A 24971-nucleotide genomic window follows, 5' to 3' on the forward strand; every position below is an offset into this window, starting at 1 on the left:
GGAGTGCTGACCGTGCCCAGTCCCCACCCGCGCAACTCCGGACTCCGGGTCGACCTCAACCCGGCCGCGGCGGTGGCCCGCCACGCCCGCCACCAGACCGGTGACGTGGTCGTCCGCTACGCGGGCGGCGACCTCACCTACGCCGAACTCGACGACAGGGCCGCCCGGCTGGCGAGCGTCCTTTCGGACGGCGGTGTCGTGGACGGCACCCGGGTCGCCTATCTCGGCCTCAACAGCCCGGCGTTCCTGGTCACCATGCTCGCCGCGTTCCGGCTGGGTGCCGTGTTCGTCCCGGTCAACTTCCGGCTCGCCGAGCCCGAGCTGGAGCGGGTCCTGGCGGGCAGCGGCGCCGAGGCGATCGTCTGCGAGGACGGCCACCGGCTCGCGGTCGACGCGGTGCGCGGGGCGACGGAGCTGCGGCGCCTCCTGCTGGTGGACGACGACCCCGAGGCACCGGCCGCCGACGGTGGTGCCGCCGGCTGGGAGCCCTGGTCGCCGCTGATCGCGGCCGCCCCGCCGGCCACCGCCGTCGCCCCGAAGTACGCCGACGACCCCGCGATCCTGATGTTCACCTCCGGCACCACGGGGACGCCCAAGGGAGTCGTGCTCACCCACGGCAACGCCTGGTGGAACTCCGTCAACGTCGACCTGCGCCTGGACACCCGCCGCGGTGACGTCACCTATGCCGGCGCCCCGCTCTTCCACATCGGCGCCCTCAACAGCTTCGCCCTGCGCACCCTCGTGCGCGGCGGCACGGTCGTCGTACGCCGCTCCTTCGACCCGCAGGAGTGCCTCGACGACCTGGTCGAGCACCGGGTCAACACCATGTTCGGCGTCCCGCAGATGTTCGCCGCCCTGGCCCGCGTCCCGGGCTTCGCCGACCGGGATCTGCACGAACTGCGCGCGGTGGTGGTCGCCGGCGCACCGGTGCCGCCGTCCCTGGTCGAGCTCTACGCCGGGCGCGACGTCCTGCTGCAGCAGGCCTGGGGCCTGACCGAGACCGCGCCCTTCGCCACCCATCTGCCCGCCGAGCGCACCCTGGAGAAGCTCGGGTCGGCGGGGATCGCCATGCCCTACACCGAGGTACGGGTCGTGGACGCCGTCAGCAACGAGCCCGTGAAGCCGGGGGAGCCCGGCGAGATCGTGGTGCGCGGACCCAACGTCACCGCGGGCTACTGGAACAACCCGCAGGCCACGGCCGCCGCGTTCGACGAGGAGGGCTGGTTCCACTCCGGGGATGTCGGCCATCTCGACGAGGACGGCTGCCTCTACATCGTCGACCGGCTCAAGGACATGATCATCAGCGGTGGGGAGAACGTCTACCCGGCCGAGGTCGAGCGGGTCCTCGCGGCCATGCCGGGCGTGCTGGACGTCGCGGTGGTCGGGGTCGCCGACGAACAGTGGGGCGAGGCCGTGGCGGCGGTCCTCACCGTCGCCGACGGCACCGGCATCGGCCTGGAGGACGTCCGCGCGTACGCGGCGGGACGGCTGGCCCGCTACAAGCTCCCGCGCCGGCTCACGCTCGTGCCGGCGGTGCCGAGGAACGCCTCCGGGAAACTGGACAAGACCGTCATCAGGCGGCTGGCGGCGGAGGAGAGCTGAGATGACCACGGTGCCCGGGGTCCCGGCCGGCCTCGCCCCGGACCGCGGCTGGGCGGCCGAACCGAGCGGTCACGGCGGCACCACGGCCGGCTTCCACCTGCGCCGGGACGGGGTGACGGTGGACGTACGCCTGGAGCGGTGTGCCGCGGGACGGCTGCGGGACGCGTATCCGGCCGGCGCTCGCGACCTGGAGGTACGGGTGGGCGCCGGCTGCCCGGACGGCCTGCTCCCGGCGCTGCTGCGCAGCCTCACGGCGGCGGTCCTGGCCGCCGATCCGCACTGCCGGCGGGTGGTCCTCGCCGTGCCCGTCGGCGACCGGGGCGGGCTCACGGCCGCCGAGTCGGCCGGTTACCGTTACGCCGTGGACGTGGACCTCGGGACGGACGAACTGGCCCTGCTGGTGGCGGAACCCGACTGGGTGACCGTCACCGACATCGACCTGGACCGTGTCCCGGGCGCCTGAGAACGGGGCACAGCAGATGACCGTACCCGCCCTCACCCCGGCGCAGCTCTCGGCGTTCCGGCTGCTGCTCCACGACGTGCGGCGGGTGGCCGGCGTCGACCTCGTCGTCGGCACGTTCATGGACACCGGCGCCGACCACTACGTCGTCGACCAGCTGGTCGGGGTCACCAGCGACGGCCTGCGCAACCTGCGGGTCACCGTCGGCGCCGGACTCGGCGGCAAGGCCATGCTGCTGACCAGGCCCGTCCTGGTCCAGGACTACTGCAGCGCGGAGGGCATCACCCACGACTACGACGCCGCCGTACGCCGGGAGGGGGTCGCCGCCTCCTTCGCCGTCCCGATCCGGGTACCCACCGGGCCGCGGGGCGTGCTCGTGGGCGGACTGCGGCACGAGCACGTCTTCGGCGACCGCGTCATCGGTGACGTCCTGACGTTCGTCCGCGCCCTGGAACGGGACCTCGCCGAGGACCTCACCCTGAACCGCCGTCTGGCGCGCCTGCGGGCGGCGACCGGAGCGCGCGCGGGCGGCGGCGCCGCGGCGGGCAGCGTGGCCGAGCGGCGGCGGCTCGTCGGCGTCTGCTCGGAACTGGTGCAGATCGCGTCCTCGATGGCGGACGGGCCACAGCGGCGGCAGATCGAGGCCCTCGTCGTGCGCCTGACCGACGACGCCGACGACGCCGACGAGGTGCCGGGGGCCGCGGACGACGTGCTGACCGCGCGGGAGCGGGAGATCCTCGCCGAGGTAGCCCTCGGCGCGACCAACCGGGAGGCCGCCGCGCGGCTCGGCATCGGCGCCGAGACCGTCAAGTCCAGCCTCGCGTCGAGCATGCGCAAGCTCGGCGTGCCGAACCGCGCCGCACTCGTGGCGGCCGCCCTGGCCCCCCGAACGGGGGGCGTACGCGGGGGAAGCGTTGCCGGACCCCGGGGGCCGCTCCCAGGCTGATCACCGGCCTGCACCCGCGGGCGCGTCGTGGTTGCTCGCGCAGTTCCCCGCCCGTGCCCCGTCAGGGGCGCCGGGAACTGCGCGACCAGCCCCCGCCGGCCCGCACCCGAACGAGAGACACGCACCCCCATGCCCAGCAACCCCCCAGCCACCCGGACCCGGCGCACCGCCCGCGCCGCGTTGCTCGTGGTGGCCGTCGCCGTCGCCCTGTTCGTCCTCCTCGGACAGCTGACGGCGGTGCTCCCCGTCGGCTTCTGGTCCCCGGTCCTGTCGGTCCTGGCGCTGCAGCTGCCGATGCTCCTGCTCTCCATCGTCCGGGACACCTTCGGCTCCTGGAACATCGTGCTGGCGGCCCTGGCCCTGGCCGTCGGCCTCCTCACCCTGCGCCGCCGGAGCGGACGGCGCCGGCTGCCCGTCGCCGTCACCGCACTGAGCGGAACCGCGCTGCTGCTCACCCTGATCACCACCACCGTGCAGGTCTTCTCGGTGCACGGCGCGACCGGCGACTGGTTCGTGTTCTCACCGGCCTCCCCGGCGAAGGCGGCGGGCCGGGGCCCCGACCGGACCGTCACCTACGCCACGTTCGGCGGCCAACAGCTGAAGGCGGACCTCTACCTGCCGAAGACGAAGGCCGCCGCGCCGCTCGTCGTCAGCATCCACGGCGGCGGTTTCATCTCCGGCTCGCGCGGCCCGACCCCGTACACGGGCTGGCTGGCCGACCAGGGCTACGCCGTCCTCGACGTCGACTACCGGCTGGCCACCGCGACCCGGCACACCTGGAACACCGCGGACGCCGACGTCGGCTGCGCCCTGACCTGGGCCACCGCGCACGCCTCCCAGTACGGTCTCGACATGGACCGGGTAGCCACCTTCGGCGGCTCCGCGGGCGGCAACCTGGCCGTCAACGTCGCCTACAAGGCCGACGCGGGCAGGCTCAAGCCGAGTTGCGGCACCGCCGCTCAACTGCCGAAGGTGAAGGCCGTGATCGGCTCCTACCCGGTCGTGGACATGACGGCCTCGGTGCCCGACTCGGCGTACGGCGGGCAGGTCGCCGACGAGTACGTCGGCGGCAGCCCCGCCCGCTACCCGGAGCGCTTCCGGGCCGTCGACGCCGCGAACCAGATCGGCCCCGACGCGCCGCCGACCCTGATCCTGCAGGGCTCGCGCGACCACCTCGTCTTCTCCGGCCACACCAAGGCGTTCGCCGACCGGCTGACCGCGGCCGGCGTCCCGCACCGCTACGTCGAGCTCCCGTTCCTGGAGCACGCCTACGACCAGTCCTCCGTCGGCATCGGGACGAAGGCCACCCGGGCCCTGATGCTGCCCTGGCTGCGGAAGTACGTCGGGAGCTGACCGCCGGAGCGGGGGCGGCGGCGCCGGGCGGGGCTCGACGCGCGCGATCGGCCCGGAGCTGGTGTGCTGGGTGAGGGGGCTTCGGACCGAGCCCGTCGTACCCGTTCCGGGAGAAGACGCATGAGTACCTACCGAGTCGCGCAGGTGGCCGCCCTGGGCGGGCCGTTCGAGATCGTCGAGCGGGAGGTGCCGAGGCCGGGCCCCGGCCATGTACGGATCGCCGTGGAGGCCTGCGGCATCTGCCACAGCGACACCTTCTTCGTCACCGCCGCACTGCCAGGTATCACGTTCCCGGTGGTGCCCGGCCACGAGATCGCCGGGCGGATCGAGGAACTCGGCGAGGGCATCGAGGACTGGGGCTGGCGGATCGGCGACCGCGTGGGAGTCGGCTGGTTCGGCGGCAGCTGCGGCCACTGCAAGCCCTGCCGTCAGGGCGACTTCATCGTCTGCGAGAACCTGAAGGTGCCCGGCTGGACCTACGACGGGGGCTTCGGCCAGCAGGTGATCGCGCCGGTCGACGCCCTGGCCCGCATCCCCGACGGGCTGACCTCGGCCGACGCGGCGCCCCTCGGCTGCGCGGGCGTGACCACCTTCAACGGCCTGCGGCGCAGCCCGGCCGAGCCCGGTGACCTGGTCGCCGTCGTCGGCCTCGGCGGACTCGGTCACCTCGGCGTCAAGTACGCGGTGGCCATGGGCTTCGAGACGGTGGCCATCGCCCGCGGCGCCGAGAAGGCGGACTTCGCGAAGCAGCTCGGTGCCCACCACTACGTCGACTCCACGACCGAGACCCCGGTCGCGGAGGCCCTGCAGTCGCTCGGCGGCGCCAAGGTCGTGCTCGCCACCGCGGGCAACTCCCGGGCGATCTCGGCGGCCGTGGACGGGCTGGGGCCCCGGGGCGAGCTGGTGGTGATCGGCATCGACCCCGAGCCGCTCGGGATCAGTCCGCTCCAGCTGCTCACGGCCGCGCGGGAGATCCGCGGCCATCCGTCCGGCACCGCGCAGGACGTGCAGGACACCATGGAGTTCAGCGCCCTGCACGGGATCCGCCCGACGATCGAGACCGTACCGCTGGACCAGGCGGACGAGGCGTACCAGAAGATGCTCACCGGGGCCGCACGCTTCCGCATGGTCCTCACCTACGACTGAGACCCGCGGCCGAGACCTGAGGCCGGGACCTGCGCCGAGGCCGCGGCTGGGAGCAGCGGCTGGGCGTCATGCACCCACCGCGACGCCCTCCTCGTACTGACCGGCTGCAGCATGGGCCGGGACGTCAGGCGCAGCACCCCGGCCGAGGCCGCCGCGACCGCCACGGCCACGAAGGCCTCGCCGGTCAGCGCCCAGCAGGCCCGTCGGCAGCAGCACCCCTTCGTACATGTGGAGTTCGACGGCCCGGTCCGGGCGCCGCCGTACGGTGACGAGCACCGCGGCGGCCGTGGCCGGCAGGACCAGCAGCAGGCGGTGAACGAGCCACGCACGGCGTTGTCACACGGCTGCCGGAGGCACGGCGGGCGCGCTCTCCCGCGCACCGGCGTGCGCTCAGCCGCGTACCGGGCGGGCCGCGAGCAGCGCGATGTCGTCCTCGGAACCGGCGGCGAGGTGCGCGAGGACCGTGTCGACGATCTTGTCCAGCGGATCGGTGGGGGACAGCGACAGCCCCGTCAGCCGGGCCAGACCGCGGTCGATGTCCTCGCCGCGCCGCTCCACGAGACCGTCCGTGTACAGGAGCAGCACACCGCCGCGTTCCTGGGTGACGCGCTGCTCGTAGCGCCCGAGCCCGCTGCCCAGCGGCGGGCCGACCGGCACCGGGACGAGCTGTATGTCGCCCTGCGGGGAGAGCCAGACCGGCGGCAGGTGGCCGGCGCTGGCGTAGGTGAGGGTGGCGACGTCCGAGTCGCCGAGCGCGAGGAAGCAGGTGGCCACCCGCTCGAAGCCGGAGTCGGCGACCATGCGGTCCGCGTGCTGGAGGATGCGGCGCGGCGAGAGCCCCGCGAGGGCCAGGGCGCGCAGCGTCGAACGGTAGTGGCTCATCGCCACCGCCGCGTCCACCCCGTGGCCCATCACGTCCCCGATGACCAGCATCGTCCGGCCGTCGGGCAGCGCCAGGACGTCGTACCAGTCGCCGCCGATCATCGAGCCGTCGTCGGCGGGCCGGTAGCGGCCCGTGGTCTCCACACCGCCGTGCTGCCGCAACTGGCCGGGCTCGGCGAGCAGGGCCCGCTGCAGTTCCAGGGCCATGGTGTGCTCGCGTTCGAAGCGGACCGCGCGGTCCAGGGCGCGGGCGGCGCGGGCGGCGAGTTCGCGGGCCACCGTGGCGTCCTCGTTCGAGAACGGCGCGGAGTCCCCGGCCCGGGCCAGCAGCAGGATGCCGAGCACCCGGCCGTCCGCGACCAGCGGGGCGAGGAGCACCGAGTGGACCCGGGCGGTCAGACACGCCTGGGCGGGCGCCCAGCGCGGGACCAGTGACCGCCACTGCGCCGCGGTGATCGCGTTGCGCCGCCAGATCCGGCCGGCCGCCAGGTTCCGCCGGGTCCCGGTGCCGCGCGGCCAGCCGACCAGCTCGCCGCGCGCGTCGAGGGCCGCGAGACCGGTGACCAGCCCGGGACGGGTGGCGTACGCCGCGAGCCGGGTCGGTGTCCGCCGCGCCGGCACGGTGTCCGGCGGACTGAGCTCCACCCCGGCCGCGTCCGCGAGTTCCGGTACGACGAACTCCGCCAGCTCCCGGCAGGTCCCGGCGACATCGGTGCCGGTGCCGATCCGGGACGCGGCCGAGTCCAGCAGCGCGAGGCGCCGGTGGGCGCGCTCCAGCTCGTACACGTACTGCTGCGGCTCGCTGATCTCCAGGCCCACCGCGGCCACGCCCACCACCCGGCCCGTGCCGTCCACGAGCCGGTGGTAGACGCACCGCCACTCCCGGACCTGGTACGGCGAGTCCACCCAGGTGCGGCCGGTGACGACGGCCTCGCGGGGCCGTCCGTCGCGGATGACGTCCCGCAGTACCTGGTCGGGCCGCCTGAGGTGGGGCAGCACCTCGCGCTGGGTGCGGCCCAGGTAGGCCGCGGCGGGCACGCCCGTGGTCCGGGCCATGTGCGGGTTGACGTAGAGGTAGCGCAGATCGGTGCCGAGCACGGCGAAGCCCACGGCCGCGTCCTCGACGATGCCGCGGAGCATGTCGGCGTAGCCGATGGCGGCGGGCGGTGCGTCCGCGTCGGCCGGAGCCGGTGTGTCCCGCGCGAGGGGCGCGACCGGCGCCTTCGGGGCGTCCCGGGCGCCCGGTGACCCCGGTGTGTCCCGTGCGGTCGCTCCCGTTGGTGCCGTCGGTGCGACCGGCGGTGCCGGTGCGGCCCGTCGTCGTGAGGAGGTGTCCCTGTCCACCCGGTCCTCCTCGCCTGCCCCCTCCCTCGGCCGCCCTCATCGTGCAACAGGTCCCGGCACGGCGCATCCCGGCACCGCTCCGGCCGGCATCGCGGGCGCCTTCGCTCACATCGCCCGGAGCGGGACTGTGCGGCGGTCTTAACCCCCGTTGATCGGGAGCGGTGACGCCGGTGTAATCAGCCGTACCTACCGTCGGGACCGGACGGAAGAGGCTGACCAGCAGGAACAGGGGGCGCCCGTGGCCGCGCCGGACTCGCGCAGCACCGACACCGGCAGGGTGCGGACCGTCTGCTCGTACTGCGGGGTCGGCTGCGGCATGGTCCTGGACATCGGCCGGGGCCCGGACGGCCGCCGTACCGTCCTGAAGGCGTCCGGCGACAAGGAGCACCCGGCGAACTTCGGCCGGCTCTGCACGAAGGGCGCCACCACCGCCGACATGCTCGCCGCACCCGGCCGGCTGACCACCGCCCTGCTGCGGCCCGAGCGGGGCGCGGAGGCGGTGCCGTCGGCCGTGGACGCGGCGGTCGCCGAGACCGCGCGGCGGCTGCGCGGGATCGTCGACGAGCACGGCCCGGACGCGGTCGCCCTCTACGTCTCCGGCCAGATGAGCCTGGAGGCCCAGTACCTCGCGAACAAGCTCACCAAGGGGTGGCTGCGCACCAACAACATCGAGTCCAACTCCCGGCTGTGCATGGCAAGCGCCGGCACCGGCTACAAGCTCTCCCTCGGCGCCGACGGTCCGCCCGGCTCGTACCAGGACCTCGACCGGGCGGACGTCTTCCTGGTCATCGGCGCCAACATGGCCGACTGCCACCCCATCCTCTTCCTGCGTCTGATGGACCGGGTGAAGGCGGGCGCGAAGCTGATCGTCGTCGACCCGCGCCGCACCGCCACCGCGGCCAGGGCCGACCTGTTCCTCCAGGTCAAACCCGGAACCGACCTCGCCCTCCTCAACGGCCTGCTCCACCTGCTCCACGAGCACGGGCACACCGACCCCGACTTCATGGCCGCGTACACCGAAGGCTGGGAGGCGATGCCGGAGTTCCTCGCCGGCTACCCGCCCGCCACCGTCGCCGACATCACCGGCATCCCCGAGGCCGACCTGCGCGCGGCCGCCCGGCTGCTCGGCGAGGCGGGGGAGTGGACCAGCTGCTGGACCATGGGCCTCAACCAGTCCACGCACGGCACCTGGAACACCAACGCCCTGGTCAACCTGCACCTGGCGACCGGGAAGATCTGCCGCCCCGGCAGCGGCCCGCTCTCCCTCACCGGCCAGCCCAACGCCATGGGCGGCCGGGAGATGGGGTACATGGGCCCCGGACTGCCCGGCCAGCGGTCGGTGCTCGTCGACGCCGACCGCGCCTTCGTCGAGGAACGGTGGGGGCTGGCGCCCGGCTCGATCCGCGCCGACGGCGTCGGCAAGGGCACGGTGGAGATGTTCCGGAAGATGGCCGACGGCGAGATCAAGGCCTGCTGGATCATCTGCACCAACCCGGTCGCCTCCGTCGCCAACCGCAGGACCGTCATCGAGGGCCTGGAGGCCGCCGAGTTCGTCGTCACCCAGGACGCCTTCACCGACACCGAGACCAACGCCTACGCGGACGTCGTCCTGCCCGCCGCCCTGTGGACCGAGACCGAGGGCGTCCTCATCAACAGCGAGCGCAACCTCACCCTCGCCCGCCCCGCCGCCGACCCGCCCGGCGAGGCCACCGCCGACTGGCGGCTGATCGCCGGCGTGGCCCGCGCGATGGGGTACGAGGACGGCTTCTCCTACGACCGCGCGGAGGAGATCTTCGAGGAGATCAAGCGCTTCCACAACCCGCAGACCGGCTACGACCTGCGGGGTGTGACCTACGACCGGCTGCGCGCCGCCCCCGTCCAGTGGCCGGCCGCCACCGCCGACGGCCCCGACCGCAACCCCGTCCGGTACCTCGGCCCCGACGGTTCCCTCACCTTCGCCACCGCCTCCGGACGCGCCGTCTTCCACGCCAGGCCGCACCTGGACCCCGCCGAGATGCCCGACGACGACTACCCGTTCGTCCTGAACACCGGCCGCCTCCAGCACCAGTGGCACACCCTGACCAAGACCGCGAAGGTCGCGAAGCTGAACAGGCTCAACCCCGGCCCGTTCGTCGAGGTCCACCCCGAGGACGCGGCGGCGCTCGGGCTCGCCGACGGCGACTCCGTGGAGGTCGCCTCACGGCGCGGCCGCGCGGTGCTGCCCGCGGTCGTCACCGACCGGGTGCTGCCCGGAACCTGCTTCGCGCCCTTCCACTGGAACGACCTGTTCGGCGAGTACCTCAGCGTCAACGCCGTGACCAACGACGCGGTGGACCCCCTGTCGTTCCAGCCCGAGCTGAAGGTGTGCGCGGTGTCGCTGACCAAGGTGGCCACGCCGGTGAGCGTCCAGGTGCCCGGCGCGCAGGAGACCCCGGCCGTCGTCGACGCACCCGTTGCCGCCGCCGCGCCCACGGCGGTGCTGCCGCCCTCCGCCGCCTCGGTGTTCGGCCTCGACCCCGCCCCGCCGCCGGTCCTCACCGCAACCGAACGGCAGTACCTGGTCGGTTTCCTCGCCGGCATCCAGGTCGGCGCCCCGGGCGTCCCGGTGCTGCCGCCGGACGCGCCGTTCAGCCCCGAACACGCCCTGTGGGTCAACGGCACCCTCGCCGGCATGTACTCCCGGTCCGCCGCGACCCCGGTCCCCCTGCCCACACCCGGCCGCCAGGTGGTGGTCCTGTGGGCCTCGCAGACCGGCAACGCCGAGGACTTCGCCGCCACCGCCGCCGAGCGCCTCACCGCGGGCGGCCACGCGGCCTCCCTCGTCGCCATGGACCAGGCCGACCCGGCCGCCCTGCCCACGGGCGCCGACCTGCTCCTGATCACCAGCACCTTCGGCGACGGCGACGCCCCCGACAACGGCGCCGGTTTCTGGGACGGCCTCGCCGCCCTCGACGCCGGGCGCCTCGAAGGCCGCCGGTACGCCGTGCTGGCGTTCGGCGACTCCAGCTACGACGACTTCTGCGGGCACGGGCGCCGCCTGGACAGCCGGATGGACGAGCTCGGCGCGGTCCGGATCACGCCGCGCACCGACTGTGAACCGGACTACGAGACCCAGGCGGAGGCCTGGCTGGACCAGGTGCTCTCCGCCCTCAAGGACGAGCCCGCGTCTTCCGCCGCGACAGACTCCGCCCCCGCGCCCGCCAGGTCTTCGCGCCCGGCCCCCACCACCGCCCGGCTCGTCGGCAACCGGCTGCTCAGCCTGCCCGGCGCCGTCAAGGAGGTCCGCCGGTTCACCTTCGACACCCGCGACAGCGAGACCCCACTGGTCTACGAGGCGGGCGACGCACTCGGCGTTCGTCCCCTCAACTCCGCTGCCCTGGTGACGGAATGGCTGGACGTCACCGGCCTCGACGCCGCAACCGCCGTGGAAGTGAACGGAGTCGGTGAGATCCCCCTCGCCGAGGCCTTCTCCCGCCACCTGGACATCACCCGCGTCACCCCTGACCTGCTCCGCTTCGCCGCCGAACGCATTCGTGACCCTCGCGAGTTGCGGAAGCTGCTGCGCCCCGACAACAAGGACGAGCTGGCCAAGTGGTCCTGGGGCCGCCAGGCGGTCGACGTCGTCGCCGAGTTCGGGATCCGGGCCGGCGCCCAGGAGTGGGCGGGCGTCCTCGGCAAGCTTCAGCCCCGCCTGTACTCCATCTCGTCCAGCCCGCTGACCGACCCCCACCGGGTCTCGCTCACCGTCTCCGTCGTCCGCTACGAGAACCTGCACGGCCGGCCGAGGCAGGGCGTCTGCTCGCCGTTCCTCGCCGACGCCGGACCCGGTACGCCGGTCCCGGTGCACGTCCAGCGCTCCCCGCACTTCCGGCCGCCCGCCGACCCGGCGACCCCCATGGTCATGGTCGGCCCCGGCACCGGCGTGGCGCCGTTCGTCGGCTTCCTGGAGGAACGCCGCGCCCGCGGCCACCGCGCCCCCAACTGGCTGTTCTTCGGCGAACAGCACCGGGCCACCGACTTCTACTACGAGCAGGAACTCACCGTCCTGCTCGCCGACGGCACCCTGAGCCGCCTCGACACCGCCTTCTCCCGCGACCAGCGTGCCAAGGTCTACGTCCAGGACCGGATGCGCGAACACGGCCCGCTGCTGTGGTCCTGGCTCCAGGACGGCGCCCACTTCTACGTCTGCGGCGACGCCTCCCGGATGGCCAAGGACGTCGACCGGGCCCTGAAGGACATCGCCGCCGTGCACGGCGGACTGACCGAGGACGAGGCGACGGCGTACGTCAAACAGCTGGCCGCGGACCGGCGTTACGTCCGGGACGTCTACTGACCCCTACCGGCTGTCCATCAGGTGGTGCATGGTGAGGGCGAGTTGCAGCCGGAACCGGCCCTGCGGAGTGCGCACCGGCCAGCCCAGCAGCTGCTCGGCGTGCGTCAACCGGTCCTGGAGCGTGGAGTGATGGACGTTGATGCCGGCGGCCGCCGCCCGCAGGCTCGCCGTCGACGCGACCGCGTGCAGCGTGCGCAGCATCCAGGGGGCGTCCGCCGCGGCGGCCCGCACCGCGCGGACGTCCGGCGCCGGTTCCGCACCGGGTACGACGAGATCGGCGAGCAGCGCGACCCCGCCCAGGTCGTCGGCGTGCACGACGGGTGGGCCGCCGGGCTCCCGCGCGCCACCGTCGCCGGTGAACCGCAGCGCGGTACGGGCCGCCGCCCAGGACTCGGGGAGGTCCGCGACGGCCGCCGCCGTGCCCACGCCCGCGCGTCCCCCCGGTACCACCGGTGGCCGGCCGTCGCCCACGACCCGGGGGAACCGATCGCGCGCGCTTCGGGGCGGCCCGCCGTTCGTGCTCCGGGCCGGTCCGTCGGCGACGATCCGGGGTGGACCATCGGCCACCGCCACCGCCCGGAAGCGCGCCGCCGGGTCCGCGGTGTCCAGGCCGAGCCCGCGGGCCGCGTGCAGCCGGGCCGGTAGCGGGACGCCGGCGTCCAGGACGGCCTCGACCAGCGCGGGGTCGTCCACCGGCGGCCCCGGGGCCCGCCCGCGGGTGCGGTCGAGCACGGACCGCACGGCGGCCGAGGCCCGCTCCAGGATCACCGCGTCGACGACGCTCGGCCCTTCGGCCCCGGCCCGCTCCAGCCACAGCGCCGGCGGCCCGCCCGGCACCAACGGCGTACCCGGCCACCCGGGCCCGGGCGCGCCCACCACGTCCGTCCGCCGGCCGTCCGGCTCCACCCGCACCCGGACTCGCCGCTCCTCGTCCGCCAGCCGCGCCGGGCACCCGGCGAGCACGGCGGCCCCGCGCACCAGCGCCTCCACACCGGCCCGGGTCTCGGCCAGCCGGTCGAAGTAGGCGATGACCGCGACGGCGGCCCCGGCATCCGGGTCCACCGCGGCCAGCCGCCCCGCCAGCTCTTTCATACGGCCATGATGCGCCATCCGGCGCTGCGGCGAGCAGAGCCCGGCACGGCAGGCAACCCGCGCGTGCCCCCGCCCCTCCTAGCTGTCGAGACCCGGCGGCACACAGCCCCGGCACAGGAACCGGCCGACAGGAGCTTCGCTTGGACCGCAACGGGCCCCCACGGGCCGCCGCCGGACCGTCCCGCCGGAGTTTCATGGTCCACACGGTGGCCGCGGCCACCCTCACGGTCGCCGCCCCGCTCGGCTGCGACACCCCGCGGGCCGAGGGCGCCACCGCGGCCCCCGGCGTCCTGGTCACCGGCACCGACGAGGAGATGCTCGTCCTGGAGGTCACCGCCGCCAACGAGGTCGTCGTACGGCTGCCCCGCGTCGAGGTCGGCCAGGGCATCACCACCGCCGTCGCCATGATGATCGCCGAGGAGCTGGACGCCCGCCTCGCCGACGTCCGGATCCCGCTCGCCGACGCCCGCGGCAAGGGCAACCAGTACACCGGCGGCTCCAGTTCGGTCAGTTCGCTGTACGGCCCGGCCCGGCAGCTGGCCGCCACCGCGCGCGCCCGGCTGGTGACCGCGGCCGCCCGCCGCTGGCGGCTCCCCGCGCACACCCTGCGCACCTGGAACACGCGGGTGGTGGCCCCCGACGGCCGGACGGCCACCTTCGGCTCCCTCACCGCGAGCGCGGCCCGGATCCGCACCCCGGACGTGTCGAACAGGCCCAAGCCGGCCTCCCGGCACCGGGTGATCGGGAAGCCGACGACCAGGATCGACGCCCGGGACATCGTCACCGGCGCCGCGAAGTACGCCGGTGACCTGGCGGTGGCGGGTGCGAAGCCGGCCGTGGTGGCCCGGCCGCCGACCCTGCGCGGCAGACCGGTCTCCCTCGACGACACGGCGGCCCGCGCGCTGCCCGGCGTGCACGCGGTCGTGCGGATCCCGGGCGGGGTCGCCGTCGTGGCGGACACCTTCCACCACGCCTTCCAGGCCAGGGACGCGTTGCGGATCAGGTGGGCCGACGGACCGCTCGCCCCCCTGTCCGACAAGGAGATCCGCGCCCGGCTGCGGGCCGCGGTGCCCCGGCTCGGCACCCCGCCGCGCGGATCGACGCAGATCGAGGGCGAGTTCGCGTTCGCGTTCGTCAGCCATGCCCCGATGGAGGTGCTCACCGCCGTCGCCGACGTCCGCGCCGACCGGGCCGAGCTGTGGTTCGCCACCCAGACCCCGATGGACGCCCGCGAGGCCGTCGCCGAACTGCTCGGCCTCCCAAAGACCGCGGTGCGGGTCCACGTGACGCGCGGGGGCGGCTCGTTCGGGCGGCGGCTCAACTTCGACCAGGCCATCGAGGCGGTGCTCGTCTCCAGGGCGGCCCGCCGGCCCGTGAAGCTGATGTGGAGCCGCAACGACGACATCCGGCACGGCAGGATGCGCCCCGCCGACCACCACCGGATCCGGGCCAGCGTCGCCGGCGGCCGGGTGGTGGCGTTCCAGCACATGTCGGCCTCGGTGGGAGAGTCGTCCGACGAGAAGGGCCGCACTGCGCAGTCCGTCACGGTACGGCCGCTGCCCAGCGACAGCGGGCTGTACAACTTCGGCCGGGTGAGCGGCGATTCGGGCGGCATCGAACTGCCGGTACCGCTGGGTGCCTGGCGCTCGGTGGACTCCGGGACCATGCGCACGGCGGAGGAGATCGTCGTCGACGACATCGCCCGCGCGCTGGGCCTGGACCCGGTCGCCTTCCGCCGTACCACACTGCGCAGCAAGGCGGTGAAGGCCGTCCTCGCCAAGGCGGCAGCCGCCGGGCGCTGGGGGCGCCGGATGCCCGCGGGCACCGCCCAGGGCGTCGCCGTCCACGAGGAGTACGGGTCCGCCGTCGCCTGCCTGGCCGAGATCGACGCCACCGACCCGAAGAACCCGCGGGTCACCAAGGTGGTGATGGCCGCCGACGTCGGCACGGTCGTCAACCCGCGCGGCCTGCAGGCGCAGCTCATGGGCACCGCCGTGGACGGCATCTCCACCGTGCTGCGCGCCGGGCTGCACATCGACCGGGGCGCGGTCCGCGAGGGCAGCTTCGCCGACTTCCACTACGCCCGCCAGCGGCACGCCCCGCTGGAGTTCGAGGCGCACGTCGTCCCGTCCGGCGGGGATCCGGGCGGCGCCGGCGAACTCGGTGTCCCCGCGGCGGCGGGCGCGGTCGCCAACGCCTACGCCCGCGCCACCGGCACGAAGCCCCGCAGCTTCCCCCTCGACTTCTGACCCCGCCGCTCCCGACTCCCAGAAGGCACAGATGAGTTCGTACTCCTTCGTCCTCAACGGCAGACCGGTGACGGTCGAGGCCCCCGCCGACATGCCTCTCCTGTGGGTCCTGCGCGACCTGCTCGGCGTCACCGGACCCAAGTACGGCTGCGGGGTGGGCGTCTGCCGCGCCTGCACCAGTCACCTCGACGGCGCGGAGATCCAGCCGTGCACGGTCCCGGTCGCCCACTGCGCGGACCGTTCGGTCACCACCATCGAGGGACTCGCCGACGGCGACACCCTGCACCCCGTCCAGCAGGCCTGGCTGGACTGCGACGTGGCCCAGTGCGGCTTCTGCCAGCCCGGCCAGATCATGGCGGCCGCCGCCCTCCTCAGACGCACCCCGCACCCGACGGACGCCGACATCGACGCCATCGAGAACGTCTGCCGCTGCGGCACCTACTCCAGGATCAGGGAGGCGATCAAGAGGGTGTCAACTGAAGGGGGTTGAGTGCCCCCCTGGGGCGACGGCCACGGGCCCGGCACCCTCGACCACCCCTTCGCCACCCCGGCCCGCGCCCAGCGCGCGGTTCGGGCCGTCGCCCCGCGCACCTCCACTTCACCTCCAACACCCTCCTCACCCCGGCCAACCCCTGCCAACCCCTGCCCCACCCACCCGACCTGCAGCACCATCACGGCCGCCGCCGGCCCCCGACCGCCGTACCGCAGCCGACTGGGCCCGGGCCCGCGCTGACCGCGGGCCCGACCGGCTCTCAGCGCGCCAGCACCCGCCGCAGCCAGTCCGTGTGTGCCGCGCGTGCCGACTGGGACACGGCGGCCTGCGGGGCGAAGCCGTCGAAGCCGTGGAAGCCGCCGGGCCAGACGTGGAGTTCGGCGATGCCGCCGGACTGCCAGATGCGGGAGGCGTAGGCGACGGTCTCGTCGCGGAAGGTCTCGGCGGAGCCGACGTCGAGGAAGGCCGGGGGGAGGTTCGTGAGGTCGGTGGCGCGGGCCGGGGCCGCGTAGGGGGAGACGTCGGGGCCGCCCCGGCGCTCGCCGAGCAGGGCGGTCCAGCCGGTCTCGTTGGAGGTGCGGTCCCAGAGGCCGAGGCCCTTCATCTGGTGGCTGGAGGGAGTGTCGTTGCGGTCGTCGAGCATCGGGCAGAGCAGCATCTGGCCGATCACGGACGGACCCTGACGGTCCCTCAGGAGGAGCGCCAGGGCCGCCGTGAGGCCGCCGCCCGCGCTGGCGCCCGCGATCACGATCCGTTCCGGGTCGCCGCCGATCTCCTTCGCGTGCTCCGCGGTCCACAGCAGCCCCGCGTACACGTCCTCGACCGGCGCGGGGTGCGGATGCTCGGGCGCCAGCCGGTACTCCACCGACACCACCACCGCGCCCAGCTCCTTCGCCCAGGCCAGCGGGGCGTCCACGCCCACCCGGCTGTTGCCGAGCACCATGCCGCCGCCGTGCACGTGGTAGATCACCGGGAGCGGACCGGAGGCTGCCGGGGCGACCGGGCGGCAGATCAGGAGCGAGATCTCGGGGGCGTCCGCGGGGCCCGGGACCGTACGGTCCTCCACGTCGAACGCGCCCTCCATCGTGAGGTCCAGCTCGGCCAGGAGCTGTATCCCCGCGCCCTGCCGGATCTCGGGTATGTCCGCCATCGTGAACGAGGGAGAGATCGTGTCCTTGATCAGCTCCAGGGCGGCGGCGAGTTCGGGGTCGAACGGGGGCGGTACGGCAGTCATCGCGGCTCCTCGATGCGGGGTTCTGCGGTTCGTATGCCCATGATCCGGTCGGTCGTGCGCTGACCGGGGGCGCCGGTCGGCGGAAGCTCCCCGCCATCCGGCGGGTGTCTGTCCGGAAGCATGCGCAGACACGCCGGGCCGCCGAAGCCGGGCTTGACTTCGAGCGCGCTCCAGGATCTAGCGTCGAGGTCGCGGACGACGGTCGGTGCGGATGCAGACGACCGGTGCCGAACGTCGGCGTGGAACACCAGAGCGGAACATCAACGCGGAACTCCGGCGCGGGACTCCAGCGCGGGACTCCAGCGCGGAACCTCAGGGCGGAACGGAGAACGTCATGCGCGTGGGCGTGCACATCAACCGGTTCAACCACCCCGGCGGTGGACCCGCCCTCGGCGCCGAACTCGCCGCCGCCGGTGCGGCGGCCGAGGCGGCGGGCGTCAGCTGGGTCTCGGTGATGGACCACTACTTCCAGATGGAGTTCAACGGCGGCGCCGAGGACCCCATGCTGGAGGCCTACACCACCCTCGGCTACCTCGCCGGCCGCACCTCGACCGTGCGGCTCGGCGCCCTGGTGACGGGAGTGACGTACCGGCACCCGGGGCTGCTCGCCAAGATCGCCACCACCCTGGACGTGGTGTCGGGCGGTCGCGCCACCCTGGGCATCGGCGCCGCCTGGTACGACCGTGAGCACCACGGACTCGGCGTGCCCTACCCGCCGCTCAAGGAGCGCTTCGAGCGGCTGGAGGAGACGCTCAGGATCTGTCTGCAGATGTGGGACCCGGAGAACGACGGTCCCTTCGAGGGCCGGTACTACCAGCTCGCCGAGACGCTCTGCGTGCCCGCGCCGGTGAGCACCCCGCACCCCGAGATCATGATCGGGGGCCAGGGTGAGAAGAAGACCCTGCGCCTGGTCGCCCAGTACGCCGACGCCTGCAACCTCATCCCCTCCTCCCCGGAGGAGCTGCGGCACAAGCTGGAGGTGCTGCGCGGTCACTGCGACACCGTCGGGCGGGACTACGACAGCATCCGCAAGACCATCGCGTACGGCGCCGAGCCGGTCACCGCGGGCGACCTGGACGCCTTCACCCGGGACATCGAGGGCTACGCCAAGCTCGGCCTCGACACCGTCATCCTCTCGCCGCGTCTCGGCGAGACCTCGCAATGGATGGAGACCTTCGCCGCCCGGGCCGTCGAGCGGCTCGCCGGGATCGAGTGAGCGGAAGCGGGAGGCGGGCCGCGGGCCGCGGGGCACGCGAAAGGGGCCGGCGGGTTTGCCGGCCCCTCTCAGGGGGTGGGTCAGGCGGCCACGGCCACGTTGCCGTGCAGGCGGGCGACGACCTCGGTCAGCTGGGCGGCGACCTCGGTGTCGTCGGCCGGGTGGGTCTCGGCGAAGCGGGTCACCGAACCGGGGATCGACAGCTTGATGTCCTCGATCACCTTGCCGCCGGCGATGCCCACGGCCTTGCGGGCCTCGTCCTGCGCCCACACACCGCCGTACTGGCCGAAGGCGGTGCCGACGACGGCGACCGGCTTGCCGCCGAAGGCGCTGGCGCCGTACGGGCGGGACAGCCAGTCGATGGCGTTCTTCAGGACGGCCGGGATGGTGCCGTTGTACTCGGGGGAGAAGAGCAGGAAGGCGTCGGCGGCCTGGGCGGCCTCGCGCAGCTTCGCGGCGGCGGCCGGGACGCTGCCCGCGACGTCGATGTCCTCGTTGTAGAACGGGATGTCGGCCAGGCCCTCGAAGACCTCGACGACGGCACCCTCGGGGGCGAGCTTGACGGCCGCCTCCGCGAGCTGGCGGTTGTGCGAACCGGCGCGAAGGCTGCCGACGAGCGCAAGGATGCGGACAGACATGGGGAACTCCAAGAGGGGGGTGAAACACTGCCGTAACGAATTCGGACCACGGTCCGGATAATTTCTAACACGCTAAACGGACCTCGGTCCAGTTCTGTTCCCGATGCTTTACGCTGTCTTCATGTCCAGCGTCCTGCCGCCCCTCCCACAGCCCCAGGAGCCCTTCGACACCCCGCAGTTGCTCGAGGTCGGACCCGCTCCCGAAGAGCCGTGCCTGCGCGCCGACGCGGCCCGCAACCGTGCCCGGCTGCTGGAGGCCGCCGCCCGGCTGATCGCCGAGCACGGGGTGGCCGGCGTGACCATGGAGGCGGTGGCCGCTGCGGCCCAGGTGGGCAAGGGCACGGTCTTCCGCCGCTTCGGCGACCGCACCGGACTGCTGATGGCGCTGCTCGACCACTCCTCGCGACAGCTCCAGGCGGACTTCATGGGCGGGCCCCCGCCCCTCGGCCCCGGTGCCCCGCCGGTCGAACGGCTGCGCGCGTTCGGCGTCGCGGTGCTCTACCGCGCGGCCGAGCAGCTGGACCTCCAGCTGGCCGCCCAGCCCGAGCCCACCAGGCGCTACGCCAATCCGCCGATCCAGGCGCTGCGCACCCACATGACGGTGCTGCTGCGGCAGATCGATCCGGACGCCGACTGCGAACTGCTCGCCCAGACGCTGCTCGCCTACCTCGACCCCGCCCAGATCCACCATCTGACCAGGCAGTGCGGCATCCCGATGGAGCGCCTGGAGGCCGGCTGGACCGACCTCGTCGACCGCGTCACGCGGACGGCACCGCCCCGCTGACGTCCGCCTCGCTGACGTCCCCCTCGCCGCCGTCCGGCCCGGCGCCGGTGAACATGTCGACAAGGCCCTGCGGCGCGTCGGCCCGGAACAGCATGGCGCCGCTCGCCGCGGAGTCCGCGGCGGACCGCTCGGCACGCGTGAACATCTTCTCCTCGTAGGCGGCCAAGGCGGCCTCGGGGTCGCCGGGGTGCGCGGCGAGCGCGAGGCCCAGGTCAGCGCCGTCGATCAGCGCCAGGTTGGCGCCCTCGCCGGCGAACGGCGACATCAGGTGCGCCGCGTCACCGAGCAGGGTGACCCCGGGGACCCGGTCCCAGCGGTGGCCGACCGGCAGGGCGTGGATCCGCCGCGGCACCAGCGGGCCCTCGGCGTCCGCGACCAGCGCCCGCAGGCTCTTGTCCCAGTCGCCGAAGTGGGCGAGCACGGCCCGCCCGGCGGCCTCGGCGTCGGTGAAGTCGATCCCGTCCAGCCACGCCTCGGGCGCCTCCACCGCCGTGTACACGTGCAGGCTGCCGTCGCTCTCCCGGTGGCCGAGGAAGCCCCGGCCCGCGCCGAGCGCGAACAGCATGCCCCGGCCGACCACTTCGGCGCTCACCGGGTGCCGTACGTCCGCGTCCGGCAGGTCCGCCTCCACGAACGAGACCCCGGTGTACGCGGGCCGCGCGTCGGAGACCAGTGGGCGGATCCGGGACCAGGCGCCGTCCGCGCCGACCAGCAGATCGGTCGTGAAGGAGTCGCCGTCCTCCAGGGTCACCTCGTGCCGCCCGTCACCGAGCGGGCGGGCGCCGATGACCTTCGCGCCCCAGCGGATCACGCCCTCGGGCAGGGAGCCGACCAGCAGCCGGCGCAGATCTCCCCGGTCTATCTCGGGCCGCCCGCCTGCGCCGTCGTCGGGGATGTCCAGCAGGACCCGGGCGTCCTTGTCCAGGACCCGCGTCGCCTGGCCGCCCGCGTGGACGTGCGCCAGGAACGCGTCGTACAGCCCGGCCGCGCGCAGCGCCACCTGGCCGGAGTCGTCGTGGATGTCGAGCATGCCGCCCTGGGTGCGGGCCGTCGCCGACGCGTCGAGGTCGAAGACGGCCGCCTCGACGCCGTGCACGAACAGCACCCGGGCGAGCGTGAGCCCGCCGAGACCGGCTCCGACGATCGCTACGGGGTGGTGGGGAGTGGACATGAGGGTCTCCTAGTCATGGGGTTCGGGTACGGCGGTGTGCTCGATGCCGTTGATCAGGGCCTGGAAGGCCCAGGACACGCGGGCCTCGGGCGCGCCCGACAGGAGCGCCCCGGAGGCGGCGGCGATGTGCGGATGGGTGCGGTCCGACACCCGGCTCAGCGCCCGGCCGAGGGCGTCCCAGTCCTCCTGGGACGCCTCGCCCGCGTGCTCGGCGGCGGTCGCGGTGGCGCGCTGGAGCAGCAGGTCGACGCCCCAGGCGGCCCGCTCGCGCGGTACCCCGCCCTCGTCGAGCAGGCCCAGCAGGGTCTCGATGAGGTCCAGGTAGTGCGGGCCGCTCGGCCACGCGGTCAGCGCGGAGCGGGCGAGGCTCGGATACTCCATGAGCATCCGTGTGTACGCGATGAGCACCTGCTCCAGCCGCTCCCGCCAGCCGCCCTCCGCCGGGGCCGGGCCGACGGAGCCGAGGAGCTCGTCCAGGACGGCCGCGTGCAGTTCGGCGGTGTTGCGGACGTAGACGTACAGCGAGGCCGGTCCGGTGTCGAGCTCCTGGGCCAGGCGTCGCATGGTCACCTTCTGCAGGCCCTCGGCGCGCAGGATCCCCACGGCGGTGGCGACGATGCCCTCCCTGGTCAGGGCGGGCTTGGCGGGGCGCTCCCGGCGGGAACGGGGAGTTGCTGGCATGCGTTCACTGTAACGAACATGTTCGTTGCGAACAAGTTCGTGACGAACATGTTCGACCGATCGCATGAAGCACCCCGGATCGGCTGATCAAGACCTACGGCGAAGGGCCTCGGGAGCCCACGCGACGGGCCTTCGGGGCGGCTGATCAGGGCCGAACTCGTCTAACCGTCAACCACCTTGCCCCGCCGGTCCCCCCTCCCCGGGGTTCTGCCAAGATGCCGTACGTCATGGTGCACATCCCGAAACCGCCCTCGGCAGCGTCGCCGGTCCCGCGCTCGGTCCCCACGAGCGCCGATGTGGCCCGCCTGGCGGGCGTCTCCCGCGCGACCGTCTCCTACGTCCTCAACAACACCAGCGCCGTCCGGATCAGCGAGCCCACCCGCCGCCGGGTCCACGAGGCCGCGAAGGAACTCGGATACGTCCCCCACGCGGCCGCCCGCAGCCTGCGCGCCGGACACAGCCGGATGGTCCTGATGCCCGCCCCTGCCATCGCGATGGGCCCGCTGTACGGGCAGTTCATCAACGAACTCCAGTGGGCCCTCAGCCGCCTCGACTACACGGTCGTCCAGTACGGCACCGTCGGCCTGCGCGGTGACGAAGCCGCCCGCGCCTGGGCGGAGTTGAGGCCGGTGGCCGTGCTGGTCCCGGACGCCGAGCTGGGCCCCGAGGGCGTCGCGGTCCTCAAGCGGGCCGGCGCCCGCGGCGTGGTCACCTTCGGCCCCGAACGCGTCGAGGGCGCCCACGCCCTGCTGATGGACCACGACGCCGTAGGCCACTGCGCCGGACGCCATCTGTACGCCCGCGGCCGGCGCCGGATCGGCGTGGTCGTCCCCGCGGAGACCGGCCTGGAGACCTACTCCCGGCCCCGTCTCGAAGGCGTGCGCCAGGCCCTGCGCGGCACCGACGCCCGGGTGACCGGGGTGCCGCTCGCCTACACCGAGCAGTCGGCGGCCGAACTCGCCGCACGCTGGCCCGAGTTGGAGATCGACGCGGTGTTCGCGTACAACGACGAGTACGCCATGCTGTTAATGCGCGCCCTCCAGGACGCGGGCGTACGCATCCCCGAGGACACCGCGGTGCTCGGCGCCGACGACCTGATGCTGGGCCGGCTGCTGCGGCCCCGGCTCTCCACGATCCACATCGACCTGCCCTCCGGCCGGGAGCTGGCCGAACTGGTCGACCGCGTGGTGCGCGACCCCGGCGCCGAACCGGAGACGCACCGGGTGCTCGGCGCCTCGGTCGTGCAGCGCGAGTCCAGCTGACCCCGGCCGGCGCCGCGCCACTCGGCCTGCCCGTTCCTACTCGCCCTGCGTGGCGTCCTGCTGCGCGGCGATGCTCTTGCGGACCTCGTCCATGTCCAGCTTCCGGGCCTGGCCGATGACGTCCGCCAGGGCGGCCTCCGGCAGGGCGCCGGGCTGGGCGAAGACGGCGACCTGGTCGCGGACGATCATCAGGGTCGGGATCGACTGGATGCCGAAGGCCTGCGCCAGCTCCGGCTGCGCCTCGGTGTCCACCTTGGCGAAGACGAGGTCGGGGTTGTCCTGCGCGGCCTTCTCGTAGACCGGCGCGAACATCCGGCACGGGCCGCACCAGGACGCCCAGAAGTCGATGAGGACGAACTCGTTCTCGGTGACCGTCTGGTCGAAGTTCTCCTTGGTGAGCTCCACGGTGCTGCTCATGCGTGCTTCCCTCTTCCTGACGTGGGGGGCGCCCCGGGGCGGGGCGGACCGCTCGCCACAACATGTCCGGCCGGGCAGGTATTCCGCCTGCCTACCCGTGTGGCCCCCGCGCACACCACCCGCAAGACTGGCCCCATGACGGAAACGGAATCCATCGCTTACGACGTCGTGGTGCTCGGGGCCGGGCCCGTGGGGGAGAACGTCGCCGACCGCACCCGTGCGGCCGGCCTCACCACCGCGGTCGTGGAGAGCGAACTCGTCGGCGGCGAATGCTCGTACTGGGCCTGCATGCCCAGCAAGGCCCTGCTGCGCCCGGTCATCGCCCAGTCCGACGCCCGCCGCCTGCCAGGCCTCGCCCAGGCGGTCCAGGGCCCCCTCGACACCGCCGCGGTCCTCGCCCGCCGCAACTACTTCACCTCGAACTGGAAGGACGACGGCCAGGTCGGCTGGCTCGACGGCATCAGCGCCGACCTGTACCGCGGCCACGGCCGCCTCGCCGGACCCCGCACGGTCACCGTGACCGGCCCCGACGGCACCCTCACCACCCTCACCGCCCGGCGCGCGGTGGCCGTCGCCACCGGCACCCGCGCCCAGCTGCCCGACCTGCCCGGCCTCGCCGAGGTGAGGCCCTGGACCAGCCGCGAGGCCACCAGCGCCCAGCAGGCGCCCGGACGGCTGATCGTCGTCGGCGGCGGTGTCGTCGCCACCGAGATGGCGACCGCCTGGCAGGCCCTCGGTTCACGGGTGACCCTCCTGGTCCGCGGCAAGGGCCTGCTGGGCCGCATGGAGCCGTTCGCCGGCGAACTCGTCGCCGACGCGCTCAAGGAGGCGGGCGTCGACGTCCGCACCGGTACCTCCGTCCGGTCGGTCACCCGGGAGGACGGCACGGTGGTGGCCGTCACCGACGGCGGCGACCGCATCGAGGCCGACGAGATCCTCTTCGCCACGGGGCGCGTCCCGCACACCGACGACATCGGCCTGGACACGGTCGGTCTGGAGCCGGGCTCCTGGCTGTCCGTCGACGACACCCTCCTGGTCGAGGGCACCGACTGGCTGTACGCCGTCGGGGACGTGAACCACCGGGCGCTCCTCACCCACCAGGGCAAGTACCAGGCCCGGATCGCGGGCGCGGCGATCGCGGCGCGCGCCGCGGACACGCCGCTGCTGGACGAGCCGTGGGGTGCGCACGCGGCCACCGCCGACCACCACGCCGTACCGCAGGTCGTCTTCACCGACCCGGAGGCGGCGGCCGTCGGGCTCTCCCTCGCGGAGGCGGAGCAGGCCGGGTACCGGGTGCGGGCCGTGGACGTCGAGTTCTCGTCCGTCGCCGGGGCCGGGCTGTACGCCGACGGCTACAAGGGGCGGGCCCGGATGGTGGTCGACCTGGAGGCGGAGATCCTGCGCGGGGTCACGTTCGTGGGGCCCGGGGTGGGTGAGCTGATCCACTCGGCGACGATCGCGGTGGCCGGGGAGGTGCCGATCAGCCGGCTGTGGCATGCGGTGCCGTCTTATCCGACGTTGAGCGAAGTGTGGTTGCGGCTCCTTGAGGCGTACCGGGGGTAGGGCCGAAGGGGGCGCCTCGGGCTGCCGGCCGACTGCGGCGCCGCCGTGGCTGGTCGCGCAGTTCCTCCCCCAGCCTTCGGCCGGGGGTGCCCCCAGCGCCCCTGG

At 74.0% G+C, this 24971-nt stretch carries 19 protein-coding genes; 12 read left to right on the plus strand and 7 right to left on the minus strand.

Annotation, left to right across the window (positions count from 1 at the left end):
* The first annotated feature begins 12 nt into the window (after positions 1-12).
* The 5 genes from ACFY0K_RS01605 to ACFY0K_RS01625 all read left to right on the plus strand — a co-directional run bounded on the left by ACFY0K_RS01605 (position 13) and on the right by ACFY0K_RS01625 (position 5507).
* Entirely contained in the window at positions 13-1602 is a 1590-nt protein-coding gene (locus ACFY0K_RS01605) for a long-chain fatty acid--CoA ligase (protein WP_390638080.1), read from the plus strand.
* 1 nt (position 1603) lies between these two features.
* The gene (locus ACFY0K_RS01610; RefSeq protein WP_390638081.1) at positions 1604-2065 is read left to right on the plus strand and encodes a hypothetical protein; all 462 of its coding nucleotides are present in this window, start codon (positions 1604-1606) and stop codon (positions 2063-2065) included.
* Between the two features lie 16 nt (positions 2066-2081).
* Positions 2082-3008, plus strand: a complete 927-nt coding sequence (locus ACFY0K_RS01615; RefSeq protein ID WP_390638082.1) for a LuxR C-terminal-related transcriptional regulator — start codon at positions 2082-2084, stop codon at positions 3006-3008.
* Between the two features lie 129 nt (positions 3009-3137).
* On the plus strand, positions 3138-4361 hold the full coding sequence (locus ACFY0K_RS01620) for an alpha/beta hydrolase (protein ID WP_390638083.1): 1224 nt from the start codon (positions 3138-3140) through the stop codon (positions 4359-4361).
* A 120-nt stretch (positions 4362-4481) separates the two neighbouring features.
* Entirely contained in the window at positions 4482-5507 is a 1026-nt protein-coding gene (locus tag ACFY0K_RS01625) for an alcohol dehydrogenase (protein WP_390638084.1), read from the plus strand.
* A gap of 390 nt (positions 5508-5897) precedes the next feature.
* On the opposite strand, the gene ACFY0K_RS01630 is transcribed toward ACFY0K_RS01625, so the two are convergent.
* A complete protein-coding gene (locus ACFY0K_RS01630; RefSeq protein WP_390638085.1) occupies positions 5898-7733 on the minus strand; it encodes a SpoIIE family protein phosphatase in 1836 nt (611 codons plus the stop codon).
* 238 nt (positions 7734-7971) lie between these two features.
* Between ACFY0K_RS01630 and ACFY0K_RS01635 the strand changes: the two genes are divergently transcribed.
* Complete coding sequence (locus ACFY0K_RS01635; protein WP_390638086.1) at positions 7972-12066, plus strand: molybdopterin-dependent oxidoreductase; 4095 nt, start codon at positions 7972-7974, stop codon at positions 12064-12066.
* Between the two features lie 3 nt (positions 12067-12069).
* Here the strand turns inward: ACFY0K_RS01635 and ACFY0K_RS01640 are convergent, their stop codons facing one another.
* Entirely contained in the window at positions 12070-13158 is a 1089-nt protein-coding gene (locus ACFY0K_RS01640; RefSeq protein WP_390638087.1) for a helix-turn-helix domain-containing protein, read from the minus strand.
* Between the two features lie 194 nt (positions 13159-13352).
* Here ACFY0K_RS01640 and ACFY0K_RS01645 point away from each other — a divergent pair, with 194 nt between their 5' ends.
* A complete protein-coding gene (locus ACFY0K_RS01645; protein ID WP_390638831.1) occupies positions 13353-15407 on the plus strand; it encodes a molybdopterin cofactor-binding domain-containing protein in 2055 nt (684 codons plus the stop codon).
* Between the two features lie 31 nt (positions 15408-15438).
* Positions 15439-15897, plus strand: a complete 459-nt coding sequence (locus ACFY0K_RS01650; RefSeq protein ID WP_390638088.1) for a (2Fe-2S)-binding protein — start codon at positions 15439-15441, stop codon at positions 15895-15897.
* Positions 15898-16159: 262 nt separating this feature from the next.
* Here ACFY0K_RS01650 and ACFY0K_RS01655 read toward each other — a convergent pair whose 3' ends face one another.
* Positions 16160-17134, minus strand: coding sequence for an alpha/beta hydrolase (locus ACFY0K_RS01655; protein WP_390638089.1), 975 nt, complete (start codon positions 17132-17134; stop codon positions 16160-16162).
* A 334-nt stretch (positions 17135-17468) separates the two neighbouring features.
* Here ACFY0K_RS01655 and ACFY0K_RS01660 point away from each other — a divergent pair, with 334 nt between their 5' ends.
* Positions 17469-18350 carry an LLM class F420-dependent oxidoreductase gene (locus tag ACFY0K_RS01660; RefSeq protein ID WP_390638090.1) on the plus strand — a complete coding sequence of 294 codons (882 nt, stop codon included), beginning with the start codon at positions 17469-17471 and terminating at the stop codon, positions 18348-18350.
* Between the two features lie 80 nt (positions 18351-18430).
* Here the strand turns inward: ACFY0K_RS01660 and ACFY0K_RS01665 are convergent, their stop codons facing one another.
* Positions 18431-18988, minus strand: a complete 558-nt coding sequence (locus ACFY0K_RS01665) for an NAD(P)H-dependent oxidoreductase (protein ID WP_351955416.1) — start codon at positions 18986-18988, stop codon at positions 18431-18433.
* Between the two features lie 103 nt (positions 18989-19091).
* On the opposite strand from ACFY0K_RS01665, the gene ACFY0K_RS01670 reads away from it, so the two are divergent.
* A complete protein-coding gene (locus ACFY0K_RS01670; RefSeq protein WP_382729186.1) occupies positions 19092-19772 on the plus strand; it encodes a TetR/AcrR family transcriptional regulator in 681 nt (226 codons plus the stop codon).
* Here the strand turns inward: ACFY0K_RS01670 and ACFY0K_RS01675 are convergent.
* On the minus strand, positions 19747-20943 hold the full coding sequence (locus ACFY0K_RS01675; RefSeq protein WP_390638091.1) for an FAD-dependent oxidoreductase: 1197 nt from the start codon (positions 20941-20943) through the stop codon (positions 19747-19749). The two genes, ACFY0K_RS01670 and ACFY0K_RS01675, sit on opposite strands and share 26 nt — an antisense overlap.
* 9 nt (positions 20944-20952) lie before the next feature.
* The gene (locus ACFY0K_RS01680; RefSeq protein ID WP_390638092.1) at positions 20953-21624 is read right to left on the minus strand and encodes a TetR/AcrR family transcriptional regulator; all 672 of its coding nucleotides are present in this window, start codon (positions 21622-21624) and stop codon (positions 20953-20955) included.
* Positions 21625-21839: 215 nt separating this feature from the next.
* Here ACFY0K_RS01680 and ACFY0K_RS01685 point away from each other — a divergent pair, with 215 nt between their 5' ends.
* On the plus strand, positions 21840-22886 hold the full coding sequence (locus tag ACFY0K_RS01685; protein ID WP_382729192.1) for a LacI family DNA-binding transcriptional regulator: 1047 nt from the start codon (positions 21840-21842) through the stop codon (positions 22884-22886).
* Between the two features lie 36 nt (positions 22887-22922).
* On the opposite strand, the gene trxA is transcribed toward ACFY0K_RS01685, so the two are convergent.
* Positions 22923-23303, minus strand: a complete 381-nt coding sequence (trxA, locus tag ACFY0K_RS01690) for a thioredoxin (protein WP_390638093.1) — start codon at positions 23301-23303, stop codon at positions 22923-22925.
* A 135-nt stretch (positions 23304-23438) separates the two neighbouring features.
* On the opposite strand from trxA, the gene ACFY0K_RS01695 reads away from it, so the two are divergent.
* Positions 23439-24866: a dihydrolipoyl dehydrogenase family protein gene (locus tag ACFY0K_RS01695; RefSeq protein WP_390638094.1), complete on the plus strand. Its 1428-nt coding sequence runs from the start codon at positions 23439-23441 to the stop codon at positions 24864-24866.
* The last annotated feature ends 105 nt before the right edge of the window (positions 24867-24971 follow it).

Source organism: Streptomyces sp. NPDC001507 (assembly GCF_042894765.1).
In the GTDB taxonomy this organism is placed as follows: domain Bacteria; phylum Actinomycetota; class Actinomycetes; order Streptomycetales; family Streptomycetaceae; genus Streptomyces.

Coding starts and splice junctions, on each gene's coding strand:
- ACFY0K_RS01610 (WP_390638081.1), top strand. CDS start 1,604: ATGACCACGGTGCCCGGGGTCCCGGCCGGCCTCGCCCCGGACCGCGGC.
- ACFY0K_RS01615 (WP_390638082.1), top strand. CDS start 2,082: ATGACCGTACCCGCCCTCACCCCGGCGCAGCTCTCGGCGTTCCGGCTG.
- ACFY0K_RS01620 (WP_390638083.1), top strand. CDS start 3,138: ATGCCCAGCAACCCCCCAGCCACCCGGACCCGGCGCACCGCCCGCGCC.
- ACFY0K_RS01625 (WP_390638084.1), top strand. CDS start 4,482: ATGAGTACCTACCGAGTCGCGCAGGTGGCCGCCCTGGGCGGGCCGTTC.
- ACFY0K_RS01640 (WP_390638087.1), bottom strand. CDS start 13,158: ATGAAAGAGCTGGCGGGGCGGCTGGCCGCGGTGGACCCGGATGCCGGG.
- ACFY0K_RS01645 (WP_390638831.1), top strand. CDS start 13,353: ATGGTCCACACGGTGGCCGCGGCCACCCTCACGGTCGCCGCCCCGCTC.
- ACFY0K_RS01650 (WP_390638088.1), top strand. CDS start 15,439: ATGAGTTCGTACTCCTTCGTCCTCAACGGCAGACCGGTGACGGTCGAG.
- ACFY0K_RS01655 (WP_390638089.1), bottom strand. CDS start 17,134: ATGACTGCCGTACCGCCCCCGTTCGACCCCGAACTCGCCGCCGCCCTG.
- ACFY0K_RS01660 (WP_390638090.1), top strand. CDS start 17,469: ATGCGCGTGGGCGTGCACATCAACCGGTTCAACCACCCCGGCGGTGGA.
- ACFY0K_RS01665 (WP_351955416.1), bottom strand. CDS start 18,988: ATGTCTGTCCGCATCCTTGCGCTCGTCGGCAGCCTTCGCGCCGGTTCG.
- ACFY0K_RS01670 (WP_382729186.1), top strand. CDS start 19,092: ATGCTTTACGCTGTCTTCATGTCCAGCGTCCTGCCGCCCCTCCCACAG.
- ACFY0K_RS01675 (WP_390638091.1), bottom strand. CDS start 20,943: ATGTCCACTCCCCACCACCCCGTAGCGATCGTCGGAGCCGGTCTCGGC.
- ACFY0K_RS01680 (WP_390638092.1), bottom strand. CDS start 21,624: ATGCCAGCAACTCCCCGTTCCCGCCGGGAGCGCCCCGCCAAGCCCGCC.
- ACFY0K_RS01685 (WP_382729192.1), top strand. CDS start 21,840: ATGCCGTACGTCATGGTGCACATCCCGAAACCGCCCTCGGCAGCGTCG.
- trxA (WP_390638093.1), bottom strand. CDS start 23,303: ATGAGCAGCACCGTGGAGCTCACCAAGGAGAACTTCGACCAGACGGTC.
- ACFY0K_RS01695 (WP_390638094.1), top strand. CDS start 23,439: ATGACGGAAACGGAATCCATCGCTTACGACGTCGTGGTGCTCGGGGCC.